Below are 20,501 nucleotides of genomic sequence, written 5' to 3' on the forward strand. Positions count from 1 at the left end.
CATCGGGGTTGCGTCGTTAAGGCCGGATGGAATGTTTCACGTGAAACATGCCGGTTGCGCGTTAGACGGAGGCGTCGGCGATCGCCTTCTCGCCAAGCGCTTCGTAGACCTCACCGAGGTTGAGTCCAGCGGCCTGGATCGCCTGGGGAACGAGCGAGGTCTCTGTGAGGCCGGGCAAAACGTTGGCCTCGAGGAACCAGACCACGCCGTCGTCGTCGATGATCAGATCGACGCGCGAGATGTGGCGCAGGGCGAGCGTGTTGTGGATGGAGAGTGCGGTGGATTGTGCCAGCTCAGTGATCTCGGGCGACAGGCGCGCAGGCGTGAAGAACCTGGTCTCCCCCGCGTTGTAGCGCGCGTCGTATCCGTAGACGCCCAGGCGAGGCTCGATCTCGACAGCGGGCAACGCGAAGGGGCCGTCGCCGGTGTCGATGATGCCGACGGAGATCTCGGTGCCGGAGATGCGACGCTCGATGAGCGCGACATCGCCGTACGTGTAGGCCTCGACGACGCCGCGGCGAAGGTCGTCGGTGTCGGCGACCATGGAGACGCCCTGGGCTGAACCTCCCTGGGCCGGCTTCACAACGAGGTCCGTGCCGAACTGGCTCGCGACACGATCGAGAACCTGGGCAGAACCGAGCTCCCGGAACGTATCGCGAGGAAGGGTGATCGACTCCGGCGTCGAGAAGCCGGCGCGCGCAACGATGACCTTGGCCGTGGGCTTGTTCCACGCGAGTCGGCTGGAACCCGACTGTGACCCCACGTACGTGATGTCGAGGGCATCCAGAAGCGCCCGCAGGGCACCATCCTCACCGCTGGCGCCGTGCAGTGCGGGCCAGACCACGTCGGGCCGGTTTGATTCGAGATACGACAGCAGCGTGGCATCGGGCTCGCGCAGAATCACGGTGTGTCCACGGTCGAGCAGGCCGTCGGCGACGCGCCGACCCGAACGAAGGGAGACGTCGCGCTCGTGCGAGATGCCTCCGGCCAGAACGACGACGGTACGAGAGGTCACGGTATTCATCCCTAGTTGGTGTTGGGCGGCGGTGCTGTGTAGTTGTCGTCACGACGGATGGCCGTGAGGGGGCCCGTCGCCGAGAACGATTCGAGCAGATCTCGTTCGGCGTTGATGACGGTAGTGAGACGTCGGATGCCGAGCTTGATCTGCTCCGGCGTCGGGTAGCAGAACGAGAGCCGGATGTTGTTACGCCCCTGGCCGTCTGCGAAGAACGCGGTGCCCGGCGTGTAGGCCACCAGCTCGGTAACAGCCCGGGGCAGCATCTGCTTCGAATCGAGATAGTCGGGCAGGGTGAGCCAGACGTAGAACCCGCCGTTGGGGTTCGTCCAACTCAGGTCGGGGAGGTACTCGGTGAGCGCCGAGAGCATGGTCTCCTTGCGCTCCTTGTAGATGCCGCGGAACCGGTCGATCTGACCCTTCCAGTCGGCGGTGTCGAGATACTGACTGATGATGAGCTGACTGAAGGAGCTCGGGCTGAGGACGGCGGCCTCATTGGCGAGGATCAGCTTCTCGCGGATGGCGTGCGGTGCGAGAGCCCATCCCACACGGAAGCCCGGCGCGAGGGTCTTCGAGAAGGTGCCCAGGTAGATGACGCCGTCGGTCTCGAGCGACCGGATGGCGGCCGGCGGCTTCTCTTCGAAGTAGAGCAGGCCGTAGGGGTTGTCCTCGAGCACGAGAATGCCCTCTGACCGGCAGATTTCGAGAATCTCGATGCGACGCTCCCAGCTGAGCGTGACCCCGGCTGGGTTGTGGAAGGTGGGGATCGTGTAGAGGAACTTGATGCGCTTGCCCGCGCGCTTGAGGCCGGCGATGTGCTCGCGCAGGGCCTCGGGGATGAGCCCGTGCTCGTCCATGGGAACGTGCTCGATCTCAGCCTGGTACGACTTGAAGATGACGACGGCCGTGACGTAGCTGGGGCCCTCGGAGAGAACCACGTCGCCGGGATCGAGGAAGAGCTTGCTGACGAGTTCGAGCGCGTGCTGGGAGCCCGTGGTGACGACGACGTCGTCGACACCCGCCTTGATTCCCTCGAGCGCCATCACGTCGAGGATCTGCTCGCGAAGAGCGGGAACGCCCTGGCCGGAGCCGTACTGAAGTGCAGCCGCACCGTTGCCCGTCATGACACGGTTCATCGCATCGATGACGAGGTCTTGGGGAAGACCTGAGACGAAGGGCATGCCCCCGGCGAGCGACACCACCTCGGGTCGGGAGGCCACGGCGAAGAGCGCACGCACCTCGGAGGCCGCCAGGCCTGCCGCCCGGGCGGCGTAGTTGCCGTACCAGGGGTCGAGGTTCGTTCCTGTGCCGCTTCGGGTGTTGTCGTTCACGCGCATGTCCTGACAGTGGGTCATTCTGATTTCAGATCGCCTGATACCAGACCGAAATTCCATACTAACCAGCCCCGGGCGTGTCGAACGCCGGGCTGGGCGCATCCGGAGCCACAGGCATCCAAGTGGCCTTTAACGACGTTGGGCCCCCTGCGCGATGCAGGGGGCCCAACGACTATGCCGAAGTTACGCGATGAAGTCTGCGAGGTCCTTCTCGAGCGCGGCCTTGGGCTTGGCGCCGATGATGGTCTTGACGACCTCGCCGCCCTTGTAGACCTTGAGCGCCGGGATCGACGTGATCATGTACTTCGCGGCGGTCTGGGGGTTGTCGTCGACGTTGAGCTTGACGATCTCGATCTTGTCACCGTGCTCGTCGGCGATCTGGTCGAGGATGGGGCCGACGGCGCGACACGGGCCGCACCATTCAGCCCAGAAGTCGACCAGAATCGGCTTGTCGGACTGGAGGACGTCGGCATCGAAGCTGGCGTCGGTGACTGCCTTGGCATTGGACATGATTGCTTCTTTCTTTAGGAGATGAAAACTAGTTGACGGGAATGAGGTCTTCGGCAGCGGCGTCAGGAGTGACGTGCGCCGCTTGAGCCAAACCCGCGAGGTAGTGCTCCGCATCCAGAGCGGCGACCGTTCCCGACGCGGCGGCCGTGACAGCCTGGCGGTAGGTGTCGTCCACGACGTCGCCAGCAGCGAAAACACCGGTGAGGTTGGTCTTCGAGCTGCGGCCGTCGACTGCGATGGTTCCGGATGCCGTGAGCTCGAGCTGGCCGTGAACGAGGTGCACCCGGGGATCGTTGCCGATAGCGACGAACAGGCCCTGAACTTCGAGCTCGCTCTCTTCGCCGGAGACGGTGTTGCGCAGGGTCAGCCCCTCGACCGCGTTCTCACCGGAGATTCCGACGACCTCGGAGTTCCAGACGAACTCGATCTTGGGGTTGTCAAAGGCGCGCTGCTGCATGATCTTCGATGCGCGGAGCGTGTCTTTGCGGTGAACCAGGTAGACCTTGTCGGCGAAGCGGGTGAGGAACGTCGCCTCTTCCATGGCCGAGTCGCCGCCGCCGATGACGGCGATGGTCTTGGTCTTGAAGAAGAAGCCGTCGCAGGTGGCACACCATGAGACGCCGCGGCCGCTCAGGCGCTCTTCGTCTTCGATGCCGAGCTTGCGGTAGGCGGAACCCGTGGCAAAGATGACCGACAGGGCCTCCTGGTCGCCGCTGTAGCCGGTGCTGACCTTCTTGATGTCGCCGGCGAGGTCGACGCTTGTGACGTCGTCGAGCAGCACCTCGGTGCCGAACTTCTCGGCCTGCTCCTGCAGCTTGCCCATGAGCTCGGGGCCTTGGATGCCCTCGGGGAAGCCGGGGAAGTTCTCGACGTCGGTGGTCTTCATCAGCTCGCCGCCGGCCTCGACGCTCGAGGCGATCAGAAGCGGGTTGAGCCCCGCCCGGGCAGCGTAGATGGCCGCGGTGTATCCGGCAGGGCCGGATCCGATGATGATGATGTCGCGCACGTGCGTGTCAGCTCCTTGGAAAGGGTGTCGCGAGACGGCCGGAAAAGGCCCTCACGAACGGGTACAACACATCCTATTCCGCGGATATTCCGCCGTCGGAGGACACGGGGGCAACTAGGAGGAGCGCCTGCGCAGTCTCCCCAGGAGCGGGGTGAGGGCATCGTTCAGCTCGGGTGAACGCAGCAGCCGAAGTGTTGCGAGATAGGCGATCGACATCACCACGAGGATGGCGGTCATCGACGTAAGAGCACCGACGAAGCTGCTGGTGGCGAACGCACCCTTGTGACCGAAGTCGAATGCCACGGCGAGGACGACACCGAGGATGGCGGCTGGCACCAGGGCGACGAAGTCTCGCCCGAGGCTGCGCGCCACGGTGCCGCCCCCCACCCCTCCGAGCCTGCGGTGGATGATGATGGCGGCCAGGATTGCTTGCAGGATCCCCGCCCCCGAGAGGCTCAGCGCGACGCCCACGCCGGTGTACTCCTTGGGTACGAAGGCGAGCACTGCGAGGGCCGCGATCGAGAAGATGACGGACTGGAACAGCGTGATGAAGAAGGGAGTGCGGGTGTCGCCGAGCGCGAAGAACGCACGGAAGACCACGAACAGGATACTGAAGGCCGGCAGCCCGATCAGGAATGCGATGAGCACGTCTCCCATGGCGACGGTGGCCGAGAAGTTGAAGCCTTTGCTGAAGAGGGCGCTGAAGGGGTAGGCGGCGACGATGAGAACCATGGTGGCGAGCACCATAAGCACTGAGATGACGCGAATGGATGACGACAGATCGCTGCGGACCTTGGCGAGATCGCCGGTGGAAGCGTGCTCGCTCATGCGCGTGAAGTAGGCGGTCGCGATCGACACGGCCACGATCGAGTGCGGGAGCATGAAGATGAGCCAGGCTGTCGACAGCACCGTCGTCGACGCGGCATCACCGGATGCCGAGGCCACCACCCGGGTCTCTACGATGCCAGCGAGCTGCGTCACCACGAGCATGCCGAAGGTCCACCCTGCGAGCTTTCCTGCGGTGCCGAGTCCCACACCTCGCCAACGGAAGTCGGGTCTGTAGCGCAGCCCCACCCGCTTCCAGAAGAAGAAGAGCACAAGAGCCTGCGCGGCGACGCCCAGAGTCGCCGTTCCGGCGAGCAGGGCGACCTTGTCGGCCGTCCACCAGTCGAGATCGGACACATTCTTCGCGCTCGGACCGAAGACCACATTGAACGCCACCAGGCCGAGGATGGCGACGATGTTGTTGAGCACCGGGGTCCAGGTGAACGGTCCGAAGGAGTTGCGAGCGTTGAGCACCTCGCTCAGCACCGAATAGATGCCATAGAAGAAGATCTGGGGGAGGCACCAATAAGCGAAGGCTGTGGCGAGAGCGAACTGACCGCTCGACGACAGATCCGCCGTCACAGTGATGAGCACCGGCGCGAATACAGTCGCGAGCAGAGCGGTGACGCCGAGTACAACGAACGCCACGGTGACGAGCTTGTTGATATAGCCGATTCCGCCGTCTTTATGCAGTGCTGCCCGCACGATCTGAGGAACGAGCACCGCGTTCAGCATGCCGCCCGCGACGATGACGAAGATGGTGTTCGGCAGCTGATTCGCGATGCTGAACGCATCAGTCGCCAAGCCGATACTGCCGAGGGTTTGAATGAGCACGAACGCCTTGACGAAGCCCAGGATGCGGGACACGGTCGTTCCCGAGGCCAGGATCGCGCTCGCCCGGCCCAGATTCGGCCCGGGCTTGGTGGGTGTGTCAGCCACGCGGCTCCTCAGTAGTGGATTCGGTGACGGGTTCAGCAGCCGCGCGATTGCGCCGGCGCTTCAGAAAGAGGCGAATGGCGGCGAAGACGAGCAGGGCGCCCACCACACTGCCCACGAGCCATGAGCCCGCGACCTCCCAGTCGGCGGAAACGTTCACCGGAATGAAAGTGGGCTGCTGGGAGATGAGTATGCCCGTGGGGCTCACCAACTCTGCGCGCACGGTGGTGTCGCCGTTGGCCACGCCGGCGGTGATGGGAACCTTCGCCTGCTTGCTCGAAGATGCCTCGACGGTGATCGTGACCTCGGGTTGCACGACGAGCCTGAAGTTGGAGGGCGAGAGGCGCACGGTGACGTTGACCGGGTAGGGCAGGTCGTTCTGCACCAGGACCGTCATATCGCCGCTGTTGCTGACCAGGATGATGGGAGACCCCGCGACGATGGAGACGGAACTCAGCGTCTTGGCCGAGCGGTCGGCCTGGGCCTGCACAGCCACGTTCCAACCGCCCGAGTTCGACGCCCACGAGTTGGCCAGCAGCGACAAAATGTTCGCCCGGTTCTCGCCGAGCAGGTTTTTCGGGTCGGCGATGATGCTCGAGAACGCTGCGACCTGGTTCTCGGATGCCAGCAGGGCGGCGACCGGGCCTGTTCGTTCGGCGGGCTCGGGCTGGTCGACGATCGTGGCCTCGGTCGTGGGCGCCTGGGCGGCGAAGCCGTCGAACGAGGTGGTCGACGACCAGGTGAGCGAGTCGAGAGAGGTCAAGGCGTCGGCGAGCGCCGTTCCGTCGGCGGGCGCCGTGCGGTCGAGGGTCGCGAGGATGGTCTGTGGCGCTCCTTCGTCTTCGTTCGCGACGACGGCGAGACTCGATGCGAGGTCGGAGAGCGACTTCTGCCTGTCTGTCGCAGTGAGTGCGCCGGCCGCGTCGCGGAGGGCCCTGGAGACTGTGTCATCCGAGACCAAGACGGTGCTGTCGCCTGAGCGCACAACGCCCGCGGCGGTCTCCCCCGATGCCAGCGCGACGTTCGATGACGACAGGATCGAGGTCGTGAGTCCATTGCCGGCGAAGTAGGACACGTCAGTGGGAGTGACGGTGTTGTCTCGCGGCCACGCGATCGAGGTGCCCGTGTAATTCCACGCAAGCAGAGCGCCCGTGTCGGGGACGGCATTCGGAGTCGGGCTCGGGGTGGGCGTCGGCGAATTCGTGGTGTCGTCGCCCTTGTCGACCGCCGCCGTGCCAGCCACCGGGGCGGGGCTGGGGGCCGGCGAGGCAGCTCCCGTGAAGTTCGCCGGGTCGAGGCCGTAGTCGAACGAGGTGGGGGCGAGCAGCTGCGGTGCGCCCGCCTGACTCATTGCAGCGACATCGGCGTCGGCGTAGCTGAGGGGGTAGATGGGGTTCGATGCACCCTTGAGGCGGTCGAGCCACGCGGTAGCACTCGACGGAGCTGCGGATCCGAGGGCGCGGATCGACACGATGATGCGCGGGTCGATCAGAATTCCGACGGGTCTGCCGATCACCGAGTTGAGTTCACGGGTGAGCAATCCGTCGTCGGCGGTGATGGTGGCGAGCGTGGCCTCGGGAATCAATCCCGTCTGCCCCGGCTGGGTAGTGATGGGAATGGCGACGGCGACCTGGGTACGGTCGGGCGCGTCTGCGCCGTTATAGACGATCGACGAGTGCGCGACTGATTCGGTGCCGTCGGCTCGCTCGACGGTGCCGGTGATGCCACGCACCCCCCAGTCGTTGAGTGTCACGTCGGCGGCGGGGATCACGGCCTGCACGATGTGCTCCTCGCCGGGCTGTAGAGCAGGAACGGCCACGGCGGTGATGATGGCATCGGAATCGACGGTCGACTCAGCAGTGGGAGGGGTGAGCCATTCGGCCAGCCCGGCTCGGGTCGAGATGACCTCGCGATCCAGGGCGACCTGCAAGGTGGACGCGTCGATCGTCGCGGAGCCCGTGTTCGTGACAGCTGCCGTGACCGTGATGTCGGCGCCAGGCTGCGCCACTCCGCCGTTCGCTGGGGCGAGAACCAGCTGCACGGGCTCTCCAGCGGCACTGGCGGGCGCGACCACTGGCGCGATTCCGAGCATCGACGACGCCGCCACTCCGAGGCCCAGAAGGGCGGGGAGGGCGCGCAGGCGTCGGGAGGAAGGCGGTGTCATAGATGCTTTCGTCGAAGACGCATGAGATGCGGCCTCGCGTAGATTCTAGGTTGCGCAGGCTGAAAGCATGGGAGGCCGCTCTGCCCGTGGCCCCATCGCGCGCCTCGGTAAACTGTGTGCATGCAGCGAACGGTTCACGATTCCATGGTTCGGCTGCGCGCTCTCAGCGAGTCGTCGCCCGTCGCGCCGCTTGCAGCGGCCTTCAGCAAGGCGGGCTTCGAATTGGCCCTTGTCGGAGGCCCCGTTCGAGATGCGTTCCTCGGTCGAGACGCGAAAGACCTCGACTTCACGACGAATGCGACACCCGACGAGATCCTCGCGGTCGTGTCTACCCTCACGAAGAGCACGTGGGACATCGGCCGCGACTTCGGAACGATCGGTGCTGTCATCGACGGCGAGCAGGTCGAGATCACCACCTACCGCTCTGACAGCTATGACCAGCAGACCCGCAAGCCGATAGTGGCATTCGGCGACAGCCTCGAGGTCGATCTTTCGCGCCGCGACTTCACTGTCAACGCCCTCGCGCTCCGTCTGCCCGAACTGGTTCTCGTCGACCCGTCGGGCGGCGTCGAAGATCTGCTCGCCGGCATCCTGCGCACGCCATCGACGCCGGCCATCTCGTTCGGCGACGATCCGCTGCGCATGCTGCGCGCCATCCGGTTCTCGGCCCAGCTCGGGTTCGAACTCGATGCAGAGACGCTGGATGCTCTGGCAACCATGGGTGGGTCGCTCTCGATCATCTCGGCCGAGCGCATCCGCGACGAGTTCTCGAAGCTGCTGCTGACGCCGACGCCGCGTCGGGGCGTCGAGCTTCTCGTCGAGACTGGGCTCGCCGAGCTGGTCATGCCGGAGATCCCCGCGCTGCGGTTGGAGCGCGACGAGCACCATCACCATAAAGACGTGTACCAGCACAGCCTCACCGTGCTCGACCAGGCGATCGAGCTCGAGGAGTCGCGTGGCTCGTTCGAGGGGCCTGACCTGGTGCTCCGGCTGGCCGCTCTGATGCACGACATCGGCAAGCCAGCGACGCGGCGCTTGGAGCCGGGCGGCGTGGTGACCTTCTATCACCACGATGTCGTCGGATCGAAGATCGCCAAGAAGCGGCTGCGCGAGCTGCGCTTCGACAACGACACGATCGGCGACGTTGCGCGCCTCATAGAGCTGCACCTGCGCTTCTTCGGCTACACCGAGGGCGCGTGGACCGACTCGGCCGTGCGTCGCTACGTGCGGGATGCCGGTCCACTGCTCGAGCGTCTGCACATCCTCACCCGGGCCGACGTGACCACGCGGAACACACGCAAGTCGCACATGCTGTCATTCGCCTACGACGATCTCGAGACGCGCATCGCCGAGCTGGCCGAGTTGGAGGAGATGCAGGCCGTGCGGCCCGATCTCGACGGCGAGCAGATCATGGCGATCCTCGGCATCCGGCCGGGGCGCGACGTGGGCCAGGCCTACCGCTTTCTGCTCGAGATGCGGCTCGACGACGGCCCTCTCGGCGAAGAGGAAGCCACCCGGCGTCTGCTCGAATGGTGGGTTGCTCGGCAAGCAAGTTAGGGTACCCTTTCCTCGACCCCCTCCCCCGAGTCGAGACGAGCATCCCGAGCATGGCGAAGAGCACCAAGACAGCCCGCCGGATCACCCCTCAGGCATCCGAGCTGCTGACGCTGCACGTGATCCGCCGTGAGGTGATCACCCCGAACATGGCCAGGGTCACGCTCGGAGCGGGCGACATAGCCAAATTCGTGCCGATGGGGTTCGACCAGTGGTTCCGGCTCTTCATTCCGATCGCCGACAAAGAAGAGGCACTGTCGCGGCTGCCGCAGAAGCTCAACACGCTCGCGTACGCCAAATATCTCACCATCTCGAAAACACGTCGGCCGGTGTTGCGCAATTACACAGTGCGCGCCTATAGAGAGGTCGGCGCCGACGGCCCAGAACTCGATGTCGACTTCGTTCTGCACGGAGACGCGGCAGCGGGAACGGCTGGGCCCGCCGCGAGCTGGGCCGCCCGCTGCGAGCCGGGAGACGCAGTGGCGATCCTCGACGGCGGCATCGGATTCGTGCAGCCTGCCGAGACCGACAGCGTGCTGCTGGTGGCCGACGAGACGGGTCTCCCCGCCGTCGCCGGTGTTCTTGCGTCTCTACCGACCGACACCGTCGGGATCGCTCTGATCGAGGTTCCGACGGCCGACGACATCCAAGACCTCGTGGGCCCGCCCAAGGTCGACGTGCGATTCATCGTGCGACCGGATGCGCAGGCGACGCCGGGCCGCGCCGTTCTGGCGGCGGCCGAGGCTCTGCCGGCGCTGGGCGAGCGCTGCTTCGCGTGGACCGTGGGCGAATCGGCGCTTGTCGCCGGTGCGCGTCGGCACTGGATCGCGACCGGGGTGCCCAAGGAGAACATCATGTTCTGCGGATACTGGAAGTCATCCCAGCACTGATCAGGGCACTTCTGCTAAGCTTCCAAGGTTGTCCGTTACCAGTGGGAATCTCCCACGCGGTGGCGGGCCGATGCAGATACACCCTCCTGTCACAGACCGTCTGTGACCGAACTAGTCCGAAGGAGGTGGGTTTGTGACGCATCAGTACGAACTCATGGTGATCCTCGATCCTGAAATCGATGAGCGCACCGTGGCCCCCAGTCTCGACAAATTCCTCAACGTCATCCGCAAGGATGGCGGCACCGTCGACAGTGTCGACATCTGGGGACGCCGTCGCCTGGCCTACGAAATCAACAAGAAGACCGAAGGCATCTACGCGGTGGTCAACTTGACCGCCAGCGCAGACTCGACCAAGGAGCTCGACCGCCAGCTGAAGCTGTCGGAGGCCGTCATGCGCACCAAGGTGCTGCGTGCCGAAGAGGCCATCGCGATGGTCGCCACCGCCGACAAGCTCGCCGCCGAGAAGGCCGCCCGCAAGGCTGCCAACCCGAAGGCCGCTGCTGCGCCCGCCGAGACTTCCGCCGCTGCTCCCGCTGCCGCCAAGGCCGCTCCGAGCGCCGCGTCGAAGGTCGCTGCTGCCGCGAAGGCTCCCAAGGCTGCCGCTCCGGCCGCCGACGACGAGTCCGCCAAGTAGTCGATCATGGCTGGCGAAACCGTAATCACCGTGGTGGGAAACCTCACCAGCGATCCTGAACTGCGTTACACGCAGGGCGGGCTGGCGGTTGCCAACTTCACCATCGCATCCACGCCGCGCACGTTCGATCGTGCCGCGAACGACTGGAAAGATGGCGAAGCTCTGTTCCTCCGCGCGAGCGTCTGGCGTGAATTCGCCGAGCACGTCGCTGGATCGCTGACCAAGGGAAGCCGCGTCGTCGCGACCGGCCGCCTGCGCCAGCGCTCCTACGAGACGAAAGAGGGCGAGAAGCGCACCTCCATCGAGCTCGAGATCGACGAGATCGGCCCCAGCCTGCGCTATGCCACTGCGAGTGTCACCCGGGCAGCCGGGGGCGCACGCCAGGGCGGCGGCCAGGTTGGCGGACCGAGCGGTGGAAACGACGAGCCGTGGGCCGCTTCGGCGCCCGCGCAGCCGGCTGCCGGAGCTGGAGCCGACGTGTGGAACACGCCGGGCAACTTCAGCGACGACACCCCCTTCTAACAACTTCGTTCTTCATAGAACTCATCTGAAAGCAGATAAAAATGGCTGGAAAGTCAAGCGGCGACCGCCGCAAGCCGCTGCGCGGTGCCAAGGGCGCCAAGAACGCAGCTCCCGCGAAGTCCATTCGCGTCGGCGTCATCGACTACAAAGATGTCGCAACTCTCCGCAAGTTCATCTCCGAGCGTGGAAAGATCCGCGCTCGCCGCATCACGGGAGTCTCCGTTCAGGAGCAGCGCCTCATCGCCCGTGCCGTCAAGAACGCCCGCGAAATGGCTCTTCTGCCTTACGCCGGCTCGGGCAGGTAAGGAACCGACATGTCAAAACTCATTCTCACGCACGAGGTCTCTGGCCTCGGTTCAGCGGGTGACGTGGTCGAGGTCAAGAACGGCTTCGCCCGCAACTACCTGATCCCCCAGGGCTTCGCGGTTACGTGGAGCCGTGGTGGCGAGAAGCAGGTCGAGCAGATCAAGGCAGCCCGCGTTTCGCGCGAGCACGCCACGATCGAAGAGGCCCAGCACCTCAAGCAGGTTCTCGAGGCCGCGACCGTCAAGCTGACCGTCAAGGCCGGCGAAGGCGGACGCCTGTTCGGTTCGGTCAAGACCTCCGACATCGCTGACGCGGTGTCGGCACAGGGTCTCGGGTCGCTCGACAAGAAGAAGATCGAGATCAGCCAGGCGATCAAGCTCACCGGAACCCACGAGGCCACGGTCAAGCTGCGCGACGACCTGGTCGCGACGATCACGTTGAACGTGGTCGCTGCCAAGTAGCAACACTCAGCAGCACCGCGCTCGCCTGAGCGCATCACGAATGGCGGTGGATGATTCCACCGCCATTCGTCGTTTCACCGCCTGTATTAGAAGCCTGATCCAGACCCATTTCGGGGGTCAAAATTGCTCAGTTTTATACACAGGCCAATTGTCAAATCGAAACCCTCAAGCTCTGCTGGAGGGATGTATTTATCCACGGTTGTGGAAACGCGGTATTCGCTGGTGAAAGCCTTCTTTCCGCTCTCGACCGATATGACTTTCCACAATAGTTTCCACAGTTTCCCCCCAGACCTTCCGGCGTTTCTCCCAAACTCTCCACATGGTTATCCACAGGCACTGTTGGGGATGTCCTACGGTGCGGGTACAACTGTCACAGAACGATGCTGCGTGCGAGCGCAGATGAAGGAGGATCCGTGTCGATAGCCCATCTCGGACTGTCAGGCCCGAACGACGGCCAGCGTGGCGGCAATGCTGCCGGCGGCGCGGGCGCGGGCGAGTGGCGGGCCGACTCGCGCGGCGACCGCACACCTCCCCACGACCTTCTCGCCGAACAGAGTGCTCTCGGCGGAATGCTGCTCAGCAAAGACGCGGTGGCAGATGTCGTCGAGGTCGTGCGCGGTGCTGACTTCTACATTCCCAAGCACGAGATCATCTTCGACGCGGTGCTGACCCTCTACTCCCACGGCGAGCCCACCGACGTGATCGCGGTCACCGATGAGCTCACCAAGATCGGCGAACTGAGTCGCGCCGGCGGTGCGGAATACCTGCACACGCTCACGGGCTTGGTGCCCACCGCGGCCAACGCGGGCTATTACGCCAACATCGTCTCCGAGAAGGCCGTGCTGCGCCGCCTCGTCGAGGCCGGCACGCGCATCGTGCAGATGGGCTACGCCAGTGAGGGCGAAGTCATGGACCTGGTGAACAACGCCCAGGCCGAGATCTACGCCGTCAACGGCAACGTCGAGACCGAAGACTACGTGCCGCTCACGATCGCACTGACGGCTGCCACCGATGAGATCGAGGCGGCCGCGGGCAAAGACGGCCAGATGACGGGTGTTCCGTCGGGCTTCACCGACCTCGACAACCTCACCAATGGGTTCCACCCCGGGCAGCTCATCATCGTTGCGGCGCGCCCCGCACTCGGTAAGTCGACCCTCGCGCTCGACTTCTGTCGGGCCGCGTCCATCAAGCACGACATGCCGGCCATCTTCTTCTCGCTCGAAATGGGCCGCGCCGAGATCGCCATGCGTCTGTTGTCTGCCGAGGCATCCGTGCCCCTGCAGATCATGCGCAAGGGTCAGGTCAACGGCCAAGACTGGACGAAGATCGCGTCGACCCGGTCGACTATCAACGACGCCCCGTTCTACATCGACGACAGCCCCAACATGACCCTGGTCGAGATCCGCGCCAAGTGCCGCCGTCTCAAGCAGAAGGTCGGCCTCAAGCTCGTTGTCATCGACTACCTGCAGCTCATGACCAGCGGCAAGAAGGTCGAGAGCCGTCAACAAGAGGTCTCAGAGTTCTCGCGAGCCCTCAAGCTCATGGCCAAAGAGCTTCAGGTGCCCGTCATCGCACTGTCGCAGCTCAACCGTGGCCCCGAGCAGCGCGCCGACAAGAAGCCCGCCATCAGCGACCTCCGCGAGTCGGGGTCGCTCGAGCAAGACGCCGACATGGTGATTCTGCTGCACCGCGAGGGTGCCTACGAGAAAGACAACCCGCGCGCGGGCGAGGCCGACTTCATCGTCGCCAAGCACCGCAACGGCCCCACCGCCACGATCACGGCCAGCTTCCTCGGCCACTTCTCGCGCTTCGCGGACATGCCTCAGGCGTAGCCTGTCGGCCGAGCTCACGCGCGGGTCGTCATGCGCAGTTCTGGGGCAGAGTCGCCCTGCTCTGCGTGTAGGGTCACCTGCGGCGTGCTGAGCTCCGCGAGGCTCGCCACGTGCGTTCCGCCGCAGGGGATACTCACGGCCCGTCCGTCGAGCGTCGTCGTCCAGTAGCGGCGGTCGGTCAAGCGATCTCCGTCTCGGTGAATCGATGCCGCCGCGCCCGAGGTGACCCACGCCGACAGGCGCGCATCCACGGCCGTTTCGACCTCGCCGAGGTCGTCGGCGAGCCGGGCGGGCGCGAAGCCCTTCTTTCGCAGCGACTTGCCCACGCGATAGACGTCGACTGAGCCTCGCTCGTGGATGCGCGAGGTCTCGATGGCCAGGGCGTCGAAGTTCGGGTGCTCGAGCGCGTCGAGTGATACATCCTTGCTCCATGACCCGGCGAGTTCGGCGTTGAGCGCGAGAGATGCCAGGTGGCAGGCGGTGTGGCCGACAGAGAGAGCGTGCCGGTAGGCGGCATCGACCGCGATGGATGCCTCGGAGCCCTCGACGAGACCGGCCGCGGTTGCGAGGGCGTCGTCGACGATGTGCGCTGTCACGAACGCCCAGCCATCGGTTCCTTTGCGAACCGGAACGTCACTGCCGAGGTGAAGGGTCTCGCCATCGGTCGCCGCGACGACGCAGTCGAGCACCTCGAGTTCGACGCCATTCACGGTCAGGGTTGCGCGGTCGGCCGGCTGGTCGGGCCACGCGGAATCGACCGGGTGGCAGGCAGAGGTGTCGAGCAAAACCACGCGGCGGCCGGCACTCAGCGCTTCGGTGTAAAGCACGGTGCCGGTCGACGCGAGGTCTCCAGCCGGGTAGGTGACGATCGTGTCGGCGGTGGGAAGTGTCATGCGGGGGTCAGCTCGCGAGAGCGGAGAGCTCGTCGAATTCGGCGTCGCTGAGTTCGACTTCAGCACCGGCGATGTTCTGCTCGAGATGATCTACCGACGAGGTGCCGGGAATCGGCAGGAGCACGGGCGAACGCTTCAGCAGCCAGGCGAGCGCGAGCTGAGAGGGCGTCGCGTCGTGTTCGGCGGCGATCTCGTCGAGCACGCCGCCCGCCTTCGCCAGTTTGCCGGTCGCCAGCGGGAACCACGGGATGAACGCGATGTTCTGCTGCGTGGCGTAGTCGAGCAGCTCCTCCGACTGGCGGTTCGCCAGGTTGTACAGGTTCTGCACCGATGCGATGGTTGCGAACTCGGTGGCGGTTTTCAACTGCTCAACGGAGATTTCGCTGAGACCGATGTGGCGAATCTTGCCCTCCTGCTGCAAGAGGGCAAGCTCGCCGATCTGGTCGGCTAGAGGAACCTTCGCGTCGATGCGGTGCAGTTGAAAGAGGTCGATGCGGTCGACACCGAGGATGCGAAGGCTCATCTCGGCCTGCTGGCGCAGGTACTCGGGGCGACCGACGGGGCGCCAGTCGGCAGGTCCTGAGCGGGTCAGCCCGGCCTTCGTCGCGATGACGAGGTCGTCTGCATACGGGCGAAGAGCTTTCGCGATCAGGGGCTCCGCAACGGCAGGCCCGTATGAATCCGCCGTGTCGATGAAGTTCACGCCCAGTTCGACTGCGCGGCGCAGAACACGCACTGCCTCATCCGGATCTGCGGGCCAACCCCACACCCCGGGACCGGTCAACTGCATGGTGCCGTAGCCGAGACGGGTGACGGGCAGGTCTCCGCCCAGGTCGAAGGTTCCGGATGCCCTGGCGGGAAGCGTTGTCGTTGTCATTCTGTCAACGCTACGCGCGTGCCGGATGGCGAGGGTAGCCCTGCTCGGCACATGTTCGCCTCGCGCGGAAATCGACGTGCAACGCAAAAAAAGGAGGCGCTTCGGAGGACGGAGGCACAGACTGAAGAGAATTCCTGTATGCGCGACCCAATCGACCGATCAAGGAGCTCACCATGACCGCAGTAGAAGTGGCAACAGTCTCGTACACCGTTTCGGCCGACTATTTCGCAGAGGTCGGCGCAGATTTCAACAGCGAAGCCATCGACGACGCCGTGCTCGCCGAGCTGAACCGCATCGTTCCGAAGGGCGTGGTGGTGCACCGCAACGGCAAGGCGTACGCGGAGCCTGAGGTGGCCGCCGCCGCCCGCGAGATCGACTGGGATGCGCTGCTCGAGCGCATCGACGTCGACCAGATCATGGCGACGCACGGGCGCTGAACCGACCCCGGCACCCATGGGGACTTGTCCCCATGGGCGAGGAACGAGTCGGCCGCTAGCATTGCTGCAATCCATCGGGAGAATGCGGGGCATCATGGCGTTGTACGGAGCGGACATCGGCGAACTGCGCCAACTCGCACGCAGCCTCGATTCCGCGTCGGGCCAACTGCGGAATATCACATCGATGCTGGGCTCGGTCATCCAAACGCAGGCATGGCATGGACGAGACGCCGACATGTTCCGGTCCGACTGGGGTGCGACGCATGAGCCCCTGCTGCAACGAACTCTCTCCGAGCTGTCACGGGCATCCCAGGTTCTTATCGCCAATGCGCTCGATCAGGAACGGACGAGCTCGGTGACCGATGGCGCCGCAGGCACCGGGACGGGCGGCCCTGGTTCCGGCGCGCCCGCGGGTGCAGCGGACCCTGCGACACAGCGGGACGCCGACGAGCTGACGGCGCTCCTCGCCGGAATGACACCGGCAGAACGAGCCGCCTATCTGAAGAGCGACGAGTTCGCACGGTGGGCCGCCGAGCATCCGGAGGGCGCGAAGCTCGCTCTTGACGCGGCGGCCGACAGCGGCGTTATACCCGTGAACAATAAGGCCTACGCCGACTTCCTCAGCGACTATTGGAACAACAAGGCCATGGAAGAGATGGGCATCGACCCGTCGACGTGGGACACATCGAAGGGCACCGAGTACAACTGGCAGACCATCAAGAGCGTCTACGACTTCTACGGCAAGCAGTTCCTCGACAACCCGGACCTGCAGTGGGCGGGAATGGCCAACATGATCGGGCCGTCGTTCGCCGGTGGATTCCAAGACATGGCGGCGATGCGCGACATCGCGCAGGCGATCTTGAACAACCCTCTCTCCGATCTTCCTCTGCCCTATCTCGACCAGCTCGAGATCGTGGCGAAGATGTCCGACTCCGAGCTTGCGTTCTACGAGAAGAGCATGCTCGACATGAACAAGGAGATCTTTCTCGATCAGGCCCGCCAGCACATGGCCTACGAGAACGGTGGACTCGCCGAGATTCAGCGTCTGGCCGACTCGGGTGCCATCACCCAGACGACCGCCGATGCCTGGGAGAAGATCGATTCGGGCGACCCGGCGCAGGTGGCAGCCGGCAACACGATGCTGCTGCAGCGCGAACAGAACGACATCATCGCGGACGACTACAACTCCATGCGTGAGCACCCGATCACCGGCGAGGCCGTCACGTTCCTGGTGACGCTGGCCGGTGAACCGTCCATTCCTGGCGCGCTCAGCTACCCCGAGGTGTTCCCGTACAAGTTCACGATCGAGTCTCCCGGTCCCGAGAACATCCCGTTCACCAACGCCGACAATCCCCTGCAGTTCAGTACCGAGATCACCACCAACTTCCCCGACGGTAACATCGCCGATGCCGATCAACGTTGGGCGCTCATCTCCAAGGACACGCTGCCCGCCTATCAGGATCTGCTTCGGAACAACCCCGACCTCGCCCGCGAGATCATCGCGTCGGACTTCAACGACCGCACTGACGCGGCCAGGCCCACCAGCAACATCCCAGAGATTCTGCAGCGCCTGCTGACGCCCCACAAACTCGAGTTCTCTCAGTGACCGACCGTTTGCCGACGCCCCGAGCTCGCCTGAGGCGGGCCATCGCATCCATTGCCGTAGCCGTTGCGATCGTGTCGCTCACCGCCTGCGGCATCCGCATTCCACCCATCGACCCGAACCCCGACTCCGACAAGGGAAGCCCCGTGACCGGTACAGAACTCTCCACGCTCGATGCAGACGGAATCGCCCGCATTCTCGATGCGAAGAAGGCGCGCTTCGACATGAGCGCCGGCACCATCGACAAGTCAGTTCTCGGCCTTCCGGCCGACGAATACGCGCCAGACGTGCAGTCGCGCGACGGGCTCATCAGCCTCGAGATCGTGGGACCGCAGGGATCAGTCGAGGCCTCGACCGATCGCATCCGTTTCTTCACGACGGATGCGCAACCCGATGTCGACCGCATCACCTACTTTCTCGTCGCGAACTCGACAGACGCGTTCTTCGAACTGCTGCGCGACGCCTCGGATTCGTATGGTCTCGATCGCGCGGCCGTCGAGGATTGGATCGACTCGGTGGCCGCTGACGCAGATGGGGTGAGCGACTTCTCATTCGCTCCGGGCGTCAAAGTCGGGCTCAACGTGAACTACGACGTGCGCTATGACGAGTCGGCCGCCGTTCAGGTGGCAATCGTCGACGTATACCCGGTGGACTAAGGCGCCGCCCCTGACCTGAGCTGTACGTGTTCGGGCAATATCCGCCCCTAGGCTGTGGTTCATGAGCCTGCCAGTCATTCGCATGCGGCATCGCGACATCGACGAGAAGCACCGCGCATCCACTCCGCTCGAGCTGCTCTTCGACCTCACCTTCGTTGTGGCTGTTCAGGCCGTGGTCACACAGCTGGCCCACGGCATCGAGGCCGACGAGCTCGCAGAGGCACTGCCCAACTTCGTCATGGTCTTCTTCGCCATCTGGTGGGCCTGGCTTACCTTCACCTGGTTCGCGTCGGCCTATGACACCGACGACGTGCCCTACAGACTGCTCACCATGCTGCAGATGGGCGGAGTGCTCGTTCTGGCGGCGGGAGTTCCGGCCGCGTTCAACAACGGCGACTTCCTGCTCATCACCGTGGGTTACTTCATCATGCGTCTCGCACTCGTCGCGCAGTGGCTGCGCGCCGCCATCCAAGACCCCGAGGGCAGGGCGACGGCCCTGCGATACGCGGCGGGAATCGCGTTCGTGCAGGCGCTCTGGATCGGCCGCCTGCTGCTCGTGGGGAATCTCCCCTTGCCTGCGCAGATCGGCATCTTCGGGTTTCTCGCCGCGTGCGAGCTCGCCGTGCCGCTGTGGGCCGAGCGCCGCGGGTACACCCGCTGGCATCCGCACCACATCGCCGAACGCTACGGCCTTTTCACGATCATTCTGCTGGGCGAGTCGGTTCTCGCGGCCACGGTCGGTGTGCAGGCTATCGTCACGGCGGGGGATGCCTCGGGCGAGTTCGTGCTGCTGGCCGCGTCGGGTCTCGCGCTGCTCTTCGGTATCTGGTGGGTGTACTACCTCGAGCCTGCCGGCGAGGGGCTGGAGAAGCGGCGCCAGCGGAGCTTCGTCTGGGGATTCGGGCACTACTTCGTCTTCGCGGCTCTTGCGGCCCTCGGTGCCGGGCTGGAGGTGGCCGTGCAATCGCTGAGCCACGAGGCCGAGGTCGACGGCACGACGGTGGCGTATTCGGTTGCCATTCCCGTGGCCGTCTTTCTGGTGGCGATGCAGGTGCTCTATCGGCCGCTGCTCGGATCGGACACCGCGATTCGGCCCGCCACCAGTCTCGTCGGGGCAGCGGCCGTGCTGGTCATTCCGCTTCTCGCGCCGGTGGTCTCATTCGGCATCACGGTGCTGTTGATCACGCTTGTGATCGCGGCGATCATCACGGTGACTGTGCTGCAGCAGCGTTCGCGAGCGGCAAAGACGATAGACGAAGGAGCGCGTCATGGCTTCTGAAGAGAGCGATGAGGATCGCCGCAAGCCCCGATCGGTCTACGGCGTCGGTGACGAGCCGGATGCGCGATTCTCGCTGGCCAACGAACGCACCGCGCTCGCGTGGATGCGCACGGGCCTGGCTCTGGTCGCCGGCGGCGTGGCGCTGACGACTCTGGCGGGTGTCGCAGACCTTCCCTTGTTCGTCGATGTCATGGCTGCGCTCGTCTGCCTCGGCGGGGGCCTCGTGGCCGTGTCTTCGCTCGTCGGGTGGCGCCGTGTCGAGCGAGCGATGCGGCTCGCGTTGCCGCTGCCAGCTCCGCGCATTCTCGTTGGGGTCGGAGTGGGCATTATCGTGCTCGCGCTTGTCTTTGCGGGGTACGCGGCGTTCGAGGCGCTGCAGCGGTGAATCTGACGGGTGGGCCGGCAGAGACTCCAGGTGGGTCGGCAGAGCTTTCTGGCGCGCCGGCGAGAGACCCGGGGCTGCAGCCGGAACGCACCGCTCTCGCCTGGAGGCGCACAGCGATCGCCGCCGCAGGGGTCGCGTTGGTCTGCGCCATCACGGCGGTGCGCTCGGGCGCTCTGGCAGTGGCGATCGTCGCAGCCGTGATCGCCGGCGGAATAGCGGTCTTGTCGTTGCTTCCCCCAGTTCAATCAAGGATCTCGGTAGCCGAGCATCGGTCGGCCCCTTGGCTGGCCCTTTCGCTGCTGGCGGCGTGCGTCTGTTCCGTTTCGGTTCTCGGATGCGCACTCGCGGTGGCCGGCGTGCTATCGCGGTGAGCCGTTGGCCG

General features: G+C 65.0%; 20 protein-coding genes and 1 pseudogene. 13 read left to right on the top strand and 8 right to left on the bottom strand.

The window, feature by feature from the left end; all coding sequences use genetic code 11:
• Nucleotides 1-61 precede the first annotated feature (61 nt).
• The 6 genes from TZ00_RS08935 to TZ00_RS08960 form a co-directional block, all read right to left on the bottom strand.
• Nucleotides 62-1,024 carry a D-alanine--D-alanine ligase family protein gene (locus TZ00_RS08935; RefSeq protein WP_044440954.1) on the bottom strand — a complete coding sequence of 321 codons (963 nt, stop codon included), beginning with the start codon at nt 1,022-1,024 and terminating at the stop codon, nt 62-64.
• Nucleotides 1,025-1,026: 2 nt separating this feature from the next.
• Nucleotides 1,027-2,346 carry an aminotransferase-like domain-containing protein gene (locus TZ00_RS08940; protein ID WP_238579632.1) on the bottom strand — a complete coding sequence of 440 codons (1,320 nt, stop codon included), beginning with the start codon at nt 2,344-2,346 and terminating at the stop codon, nt 1,027-1,029.
• A 186-nt stretch (nt 2,347-2,532) separates the two neighbouring features.
• Complete coding sequence (trxA, locus tag TZ00_RS08945; RefSeq protein ID WP_044440958.1) at nt 2,533-2,859, bottom strand: thioredoxin; 327 nt, start codon at nt 2,857-2,859, stop codon at nt 2,533-2,535.
• A 28-nt stretch (nt 2,860-2,887) separates the two neighbouring features.
• Nucleotides 2,888-3,865 (bottom strand): thioredoxin-disulfide reductase, encoded by a 978-nt coding sequence (trxB, locus tag TZ00_RS08950; protein WP_044440959.1) that lies wholly within the window; start codon nt 3,863-3,865, stop codon nt 2,888-2,890.
• A 114-nt stretch (nt 3,866-3,979) separates the two neighbouring features.
• A complete protein-coding gene (murJ, locus tag TZ00_RS08955; protein ID WP_044440960.1) occupies nt 3,980-5,629 on the bottom strand; it encodes a murein biosynthesis integral membrane protein MurJ in 1,650 nt (549 codons plus the stop codon).
• A complete protein-coding gene (locus tag TZ00_RS08960; RefSeq protein ID WP_044440961.1) occupies nt 5,622-7,790 on the bottom strand; it encodes a DUF6049 family protein in 2,169 nt (722 codons plus the stop codon). The genes murJ and TZ00_RS08960 overlap by 8 nt, the downstream gene beginning before the upstream one ends.
• Nucleotides 7,791-7,910: 120 nt before the next feature.
• Between TZ00_RS08960 and TZ00_RS08965 the strand changes: the two genes are divergently transcribed.
• The 7 genes and pseudogenes from TZ00_RS08965 (at nt 7,911) to dnaB (ending at nt 13,989) form a co-directional block, all read left to right on the top strand.
• Nucleotides 7,911-9,347 (top strand): CCA tRNA nucleotidyltransferase, encoded by a 1,437-nt coding sequence (locus TZ00_RS08965; RefSeq protein WP_044440963.1) that lies wholly within the window; start codon nt 7,911-7,913, stop codon nt 9,345-9,347.
• Nucleotides 9,348-9,397: 50 nt separating this feature from the next.
• The gene (locus TZ00_RS08970; protein ID WP_044440965.1) at nt 9,398-10,234 is read left to right on the top strand and encodes a siderophore-interacting protein; all 837 of its coding nucleotides are present in this window, start codon (nt 9,398-9,400) and stop codon (nt 10,232-10,234) included.
• Nucleotides 10,235-10,388: 154 nt separating this feature from the next.
• Nucleotides 10,389-10,736 (top strand): annotated as a pseudogene (gene rpsF, locus TZ00_RS08975) (30S ribosomal protein S6); the annotation flags it as partial.
• Between the two features lie 138 nt (nt 10,737-10,874).
• The gene (locus TZ00_RS08980; protein WP_044440970.1) at nt 10,875-11,390 is read left to right on the top strand and encodes a single-stranded DNA-binding protein; all 516 of its coding nucleotides are present in this window, start codon (nt 10,875-10,877) and stop codon (nt 11,388-11,390) included.
• 41 nt (nt 11,391-11,431) lie between these two features.
• Complete coding sequence (gene rpsR, locus TZ00_RS08985) at nt 11,432-11,695, top strand: 30S ribosomal protein S18 (RefSeq protein ID WP_022895757.1); 264 nt, start codon at nt 11,432-11,434, stop codon at nt 11,693-11,695.
• A 9-nt stretch (nt 11,696-11,704) separates the two neighbouring features.
• Nucleotides 11,705-12,157 (top strand): 50S ribosomal protein L9, encoded by a 453-nt coding sequence (rplI, locus tag TZ00_RS08990; RefSeq protein ID WP_044440975.1) that lies wholly within the window; start codon nt 11,705-11,707, stop codon nt 12,155-12,157.
• Nucleotides 12,158-12,570: 413 nt separating this feature from the next.
• Nucleotides 12,571-13,989: a replicative DNA helicase gene (gene dnaB, locus TZ00_RS08995; protein WP_044441427.1), complete on the top strand. Its 1,419-nt coding sequence runs from the start codon at nt 12,571-12,573 to the stop codon at nt 13,987-13,989.
• A gap of 14 nt (nt 13,990-14,003) precedes the next feature.
• Here the strand turns inward: dnaB and TZ00_RS09000 are convergent, their stop codons facing one another.
• Nucleotides 14,004-14,882, bottom strand: a complete 879-nt coding sequence (locus TZ00_RS09000; protein WP_044440977.1) for an alanyl-tRNA editing protein — start codon at nt 14,880-14,882, stop codon at nt 14,004-14,006.
• Between the two features lie 7 nt (nt 14,883-14,889).
• Nucleotides 14,890-15,759, bottom strand: a complete 870-nt coding sequence (locus tag TZ00_RS09005; RefSeq protein ID WP_044440979.1) for an aldo/keto reductase — start codon at nt 15,757-15,759, stop codon at nt 14,890-14,892.
• 173 nt (nt 15,760-15,932) lie between these two features.
• Between TZ00_RS09005 and TZ00_RS09010 the strand changes: the two genes are divergently transcribed.
• The 6 genes from TZ00_RS09010 (at nt 15,933) to TZ00_RS09035 (ending at nt 20,490) form a co-directional block, all read left to right on the top strand.
• Nucleotides 15,933-16,196, top strand: coding sequence for a hypothetical protein (locus TZ00_RS09010; RefSeq protein ID WP_044440981.1), 264 nt, complete (start codon nt 15,933-15,935; stop codon nt 16,194-16,196).
• Between the two features lie 94 nt (nt 16,197-16,290).
• Nucleotides 16,291-17,802 carry a hypothetical protein gene (locus TZ00_RS09015; RefSeq protein WP_044441429.1) on the top strand — a complete coding sequence of 504 codons (1,512 nt, stop codon included), beginning with the start codon at nt 16,291-16,293 and terminating at the stop codon, nt 17,800-17,802.
• Nucleotides 17,799-18,455, top strand: a complete 657-nt coding sequence (locus tag TZ00_RS09020; protein WP_044440983.1) for a hypothetical protein — start codon at nt 17,799-17,801, stop codon at nt 18,453-18,455. Before TZ00_RS09015 ends, TZ00_RS09020 begins: the two co-directional genes overlap by 4 nt.
• Nucleotides 18,456-18,516: 61 nt before the next feature.
• Nucleotides 18,517-19,734, top strand: a complete 1,218-nt coding sequence (locus TZ00_RS09025) for a low temperature requirement protein A (RefSeq protein WP_044440985.1) — start codon at nt 18,517-18,519, stop codon at nt 19,732-19,734.
• Nucleotides 19,724-20,119 carry a YidH family protein gene (locus tag TZ00_RS09030; protein ID WP_044440987.1) on the top strand — a complete coding sequence of 132 codons (396 nt, stop codon included), beginning with the start codon at nt 19,724-19,726 and terminating at the stop codon, nt 20,117-20,119. Before TZ00_RS09025 ends, TZ00_RS09030 begins: the two co-directional genes overlap by 11 nt.
• The gene (locus TZ00_RS09035; protein WP_052521424.1) at nt 20,116-20,490 is read left to right on the top strand and encodes a DUF202 domain-containing protein; all 375 of its coding nucleotides are present in this window, start codon (nt 20,116-20,118) and stop codon (nt 20,488-20,490) included. Before TZ00_RS09030 ends, TZ00_RS09035 begins: the two co-directional genes overlap by 4 nt.
• Nucleotides 20,491-20,501 lie beyond the last annotated feature (11 nt).

It is taken from the genome of Agreia bicolorata (genome assembly GCF_000938265.1).
In the GTDB taxonomy this organism is placed as follows: domain Bacteria; phylum Actinomycetota; class Actinomycetes; order Actinomycetales; family Microbacteriaceae; genus Agreia; species Agreia bicolorata.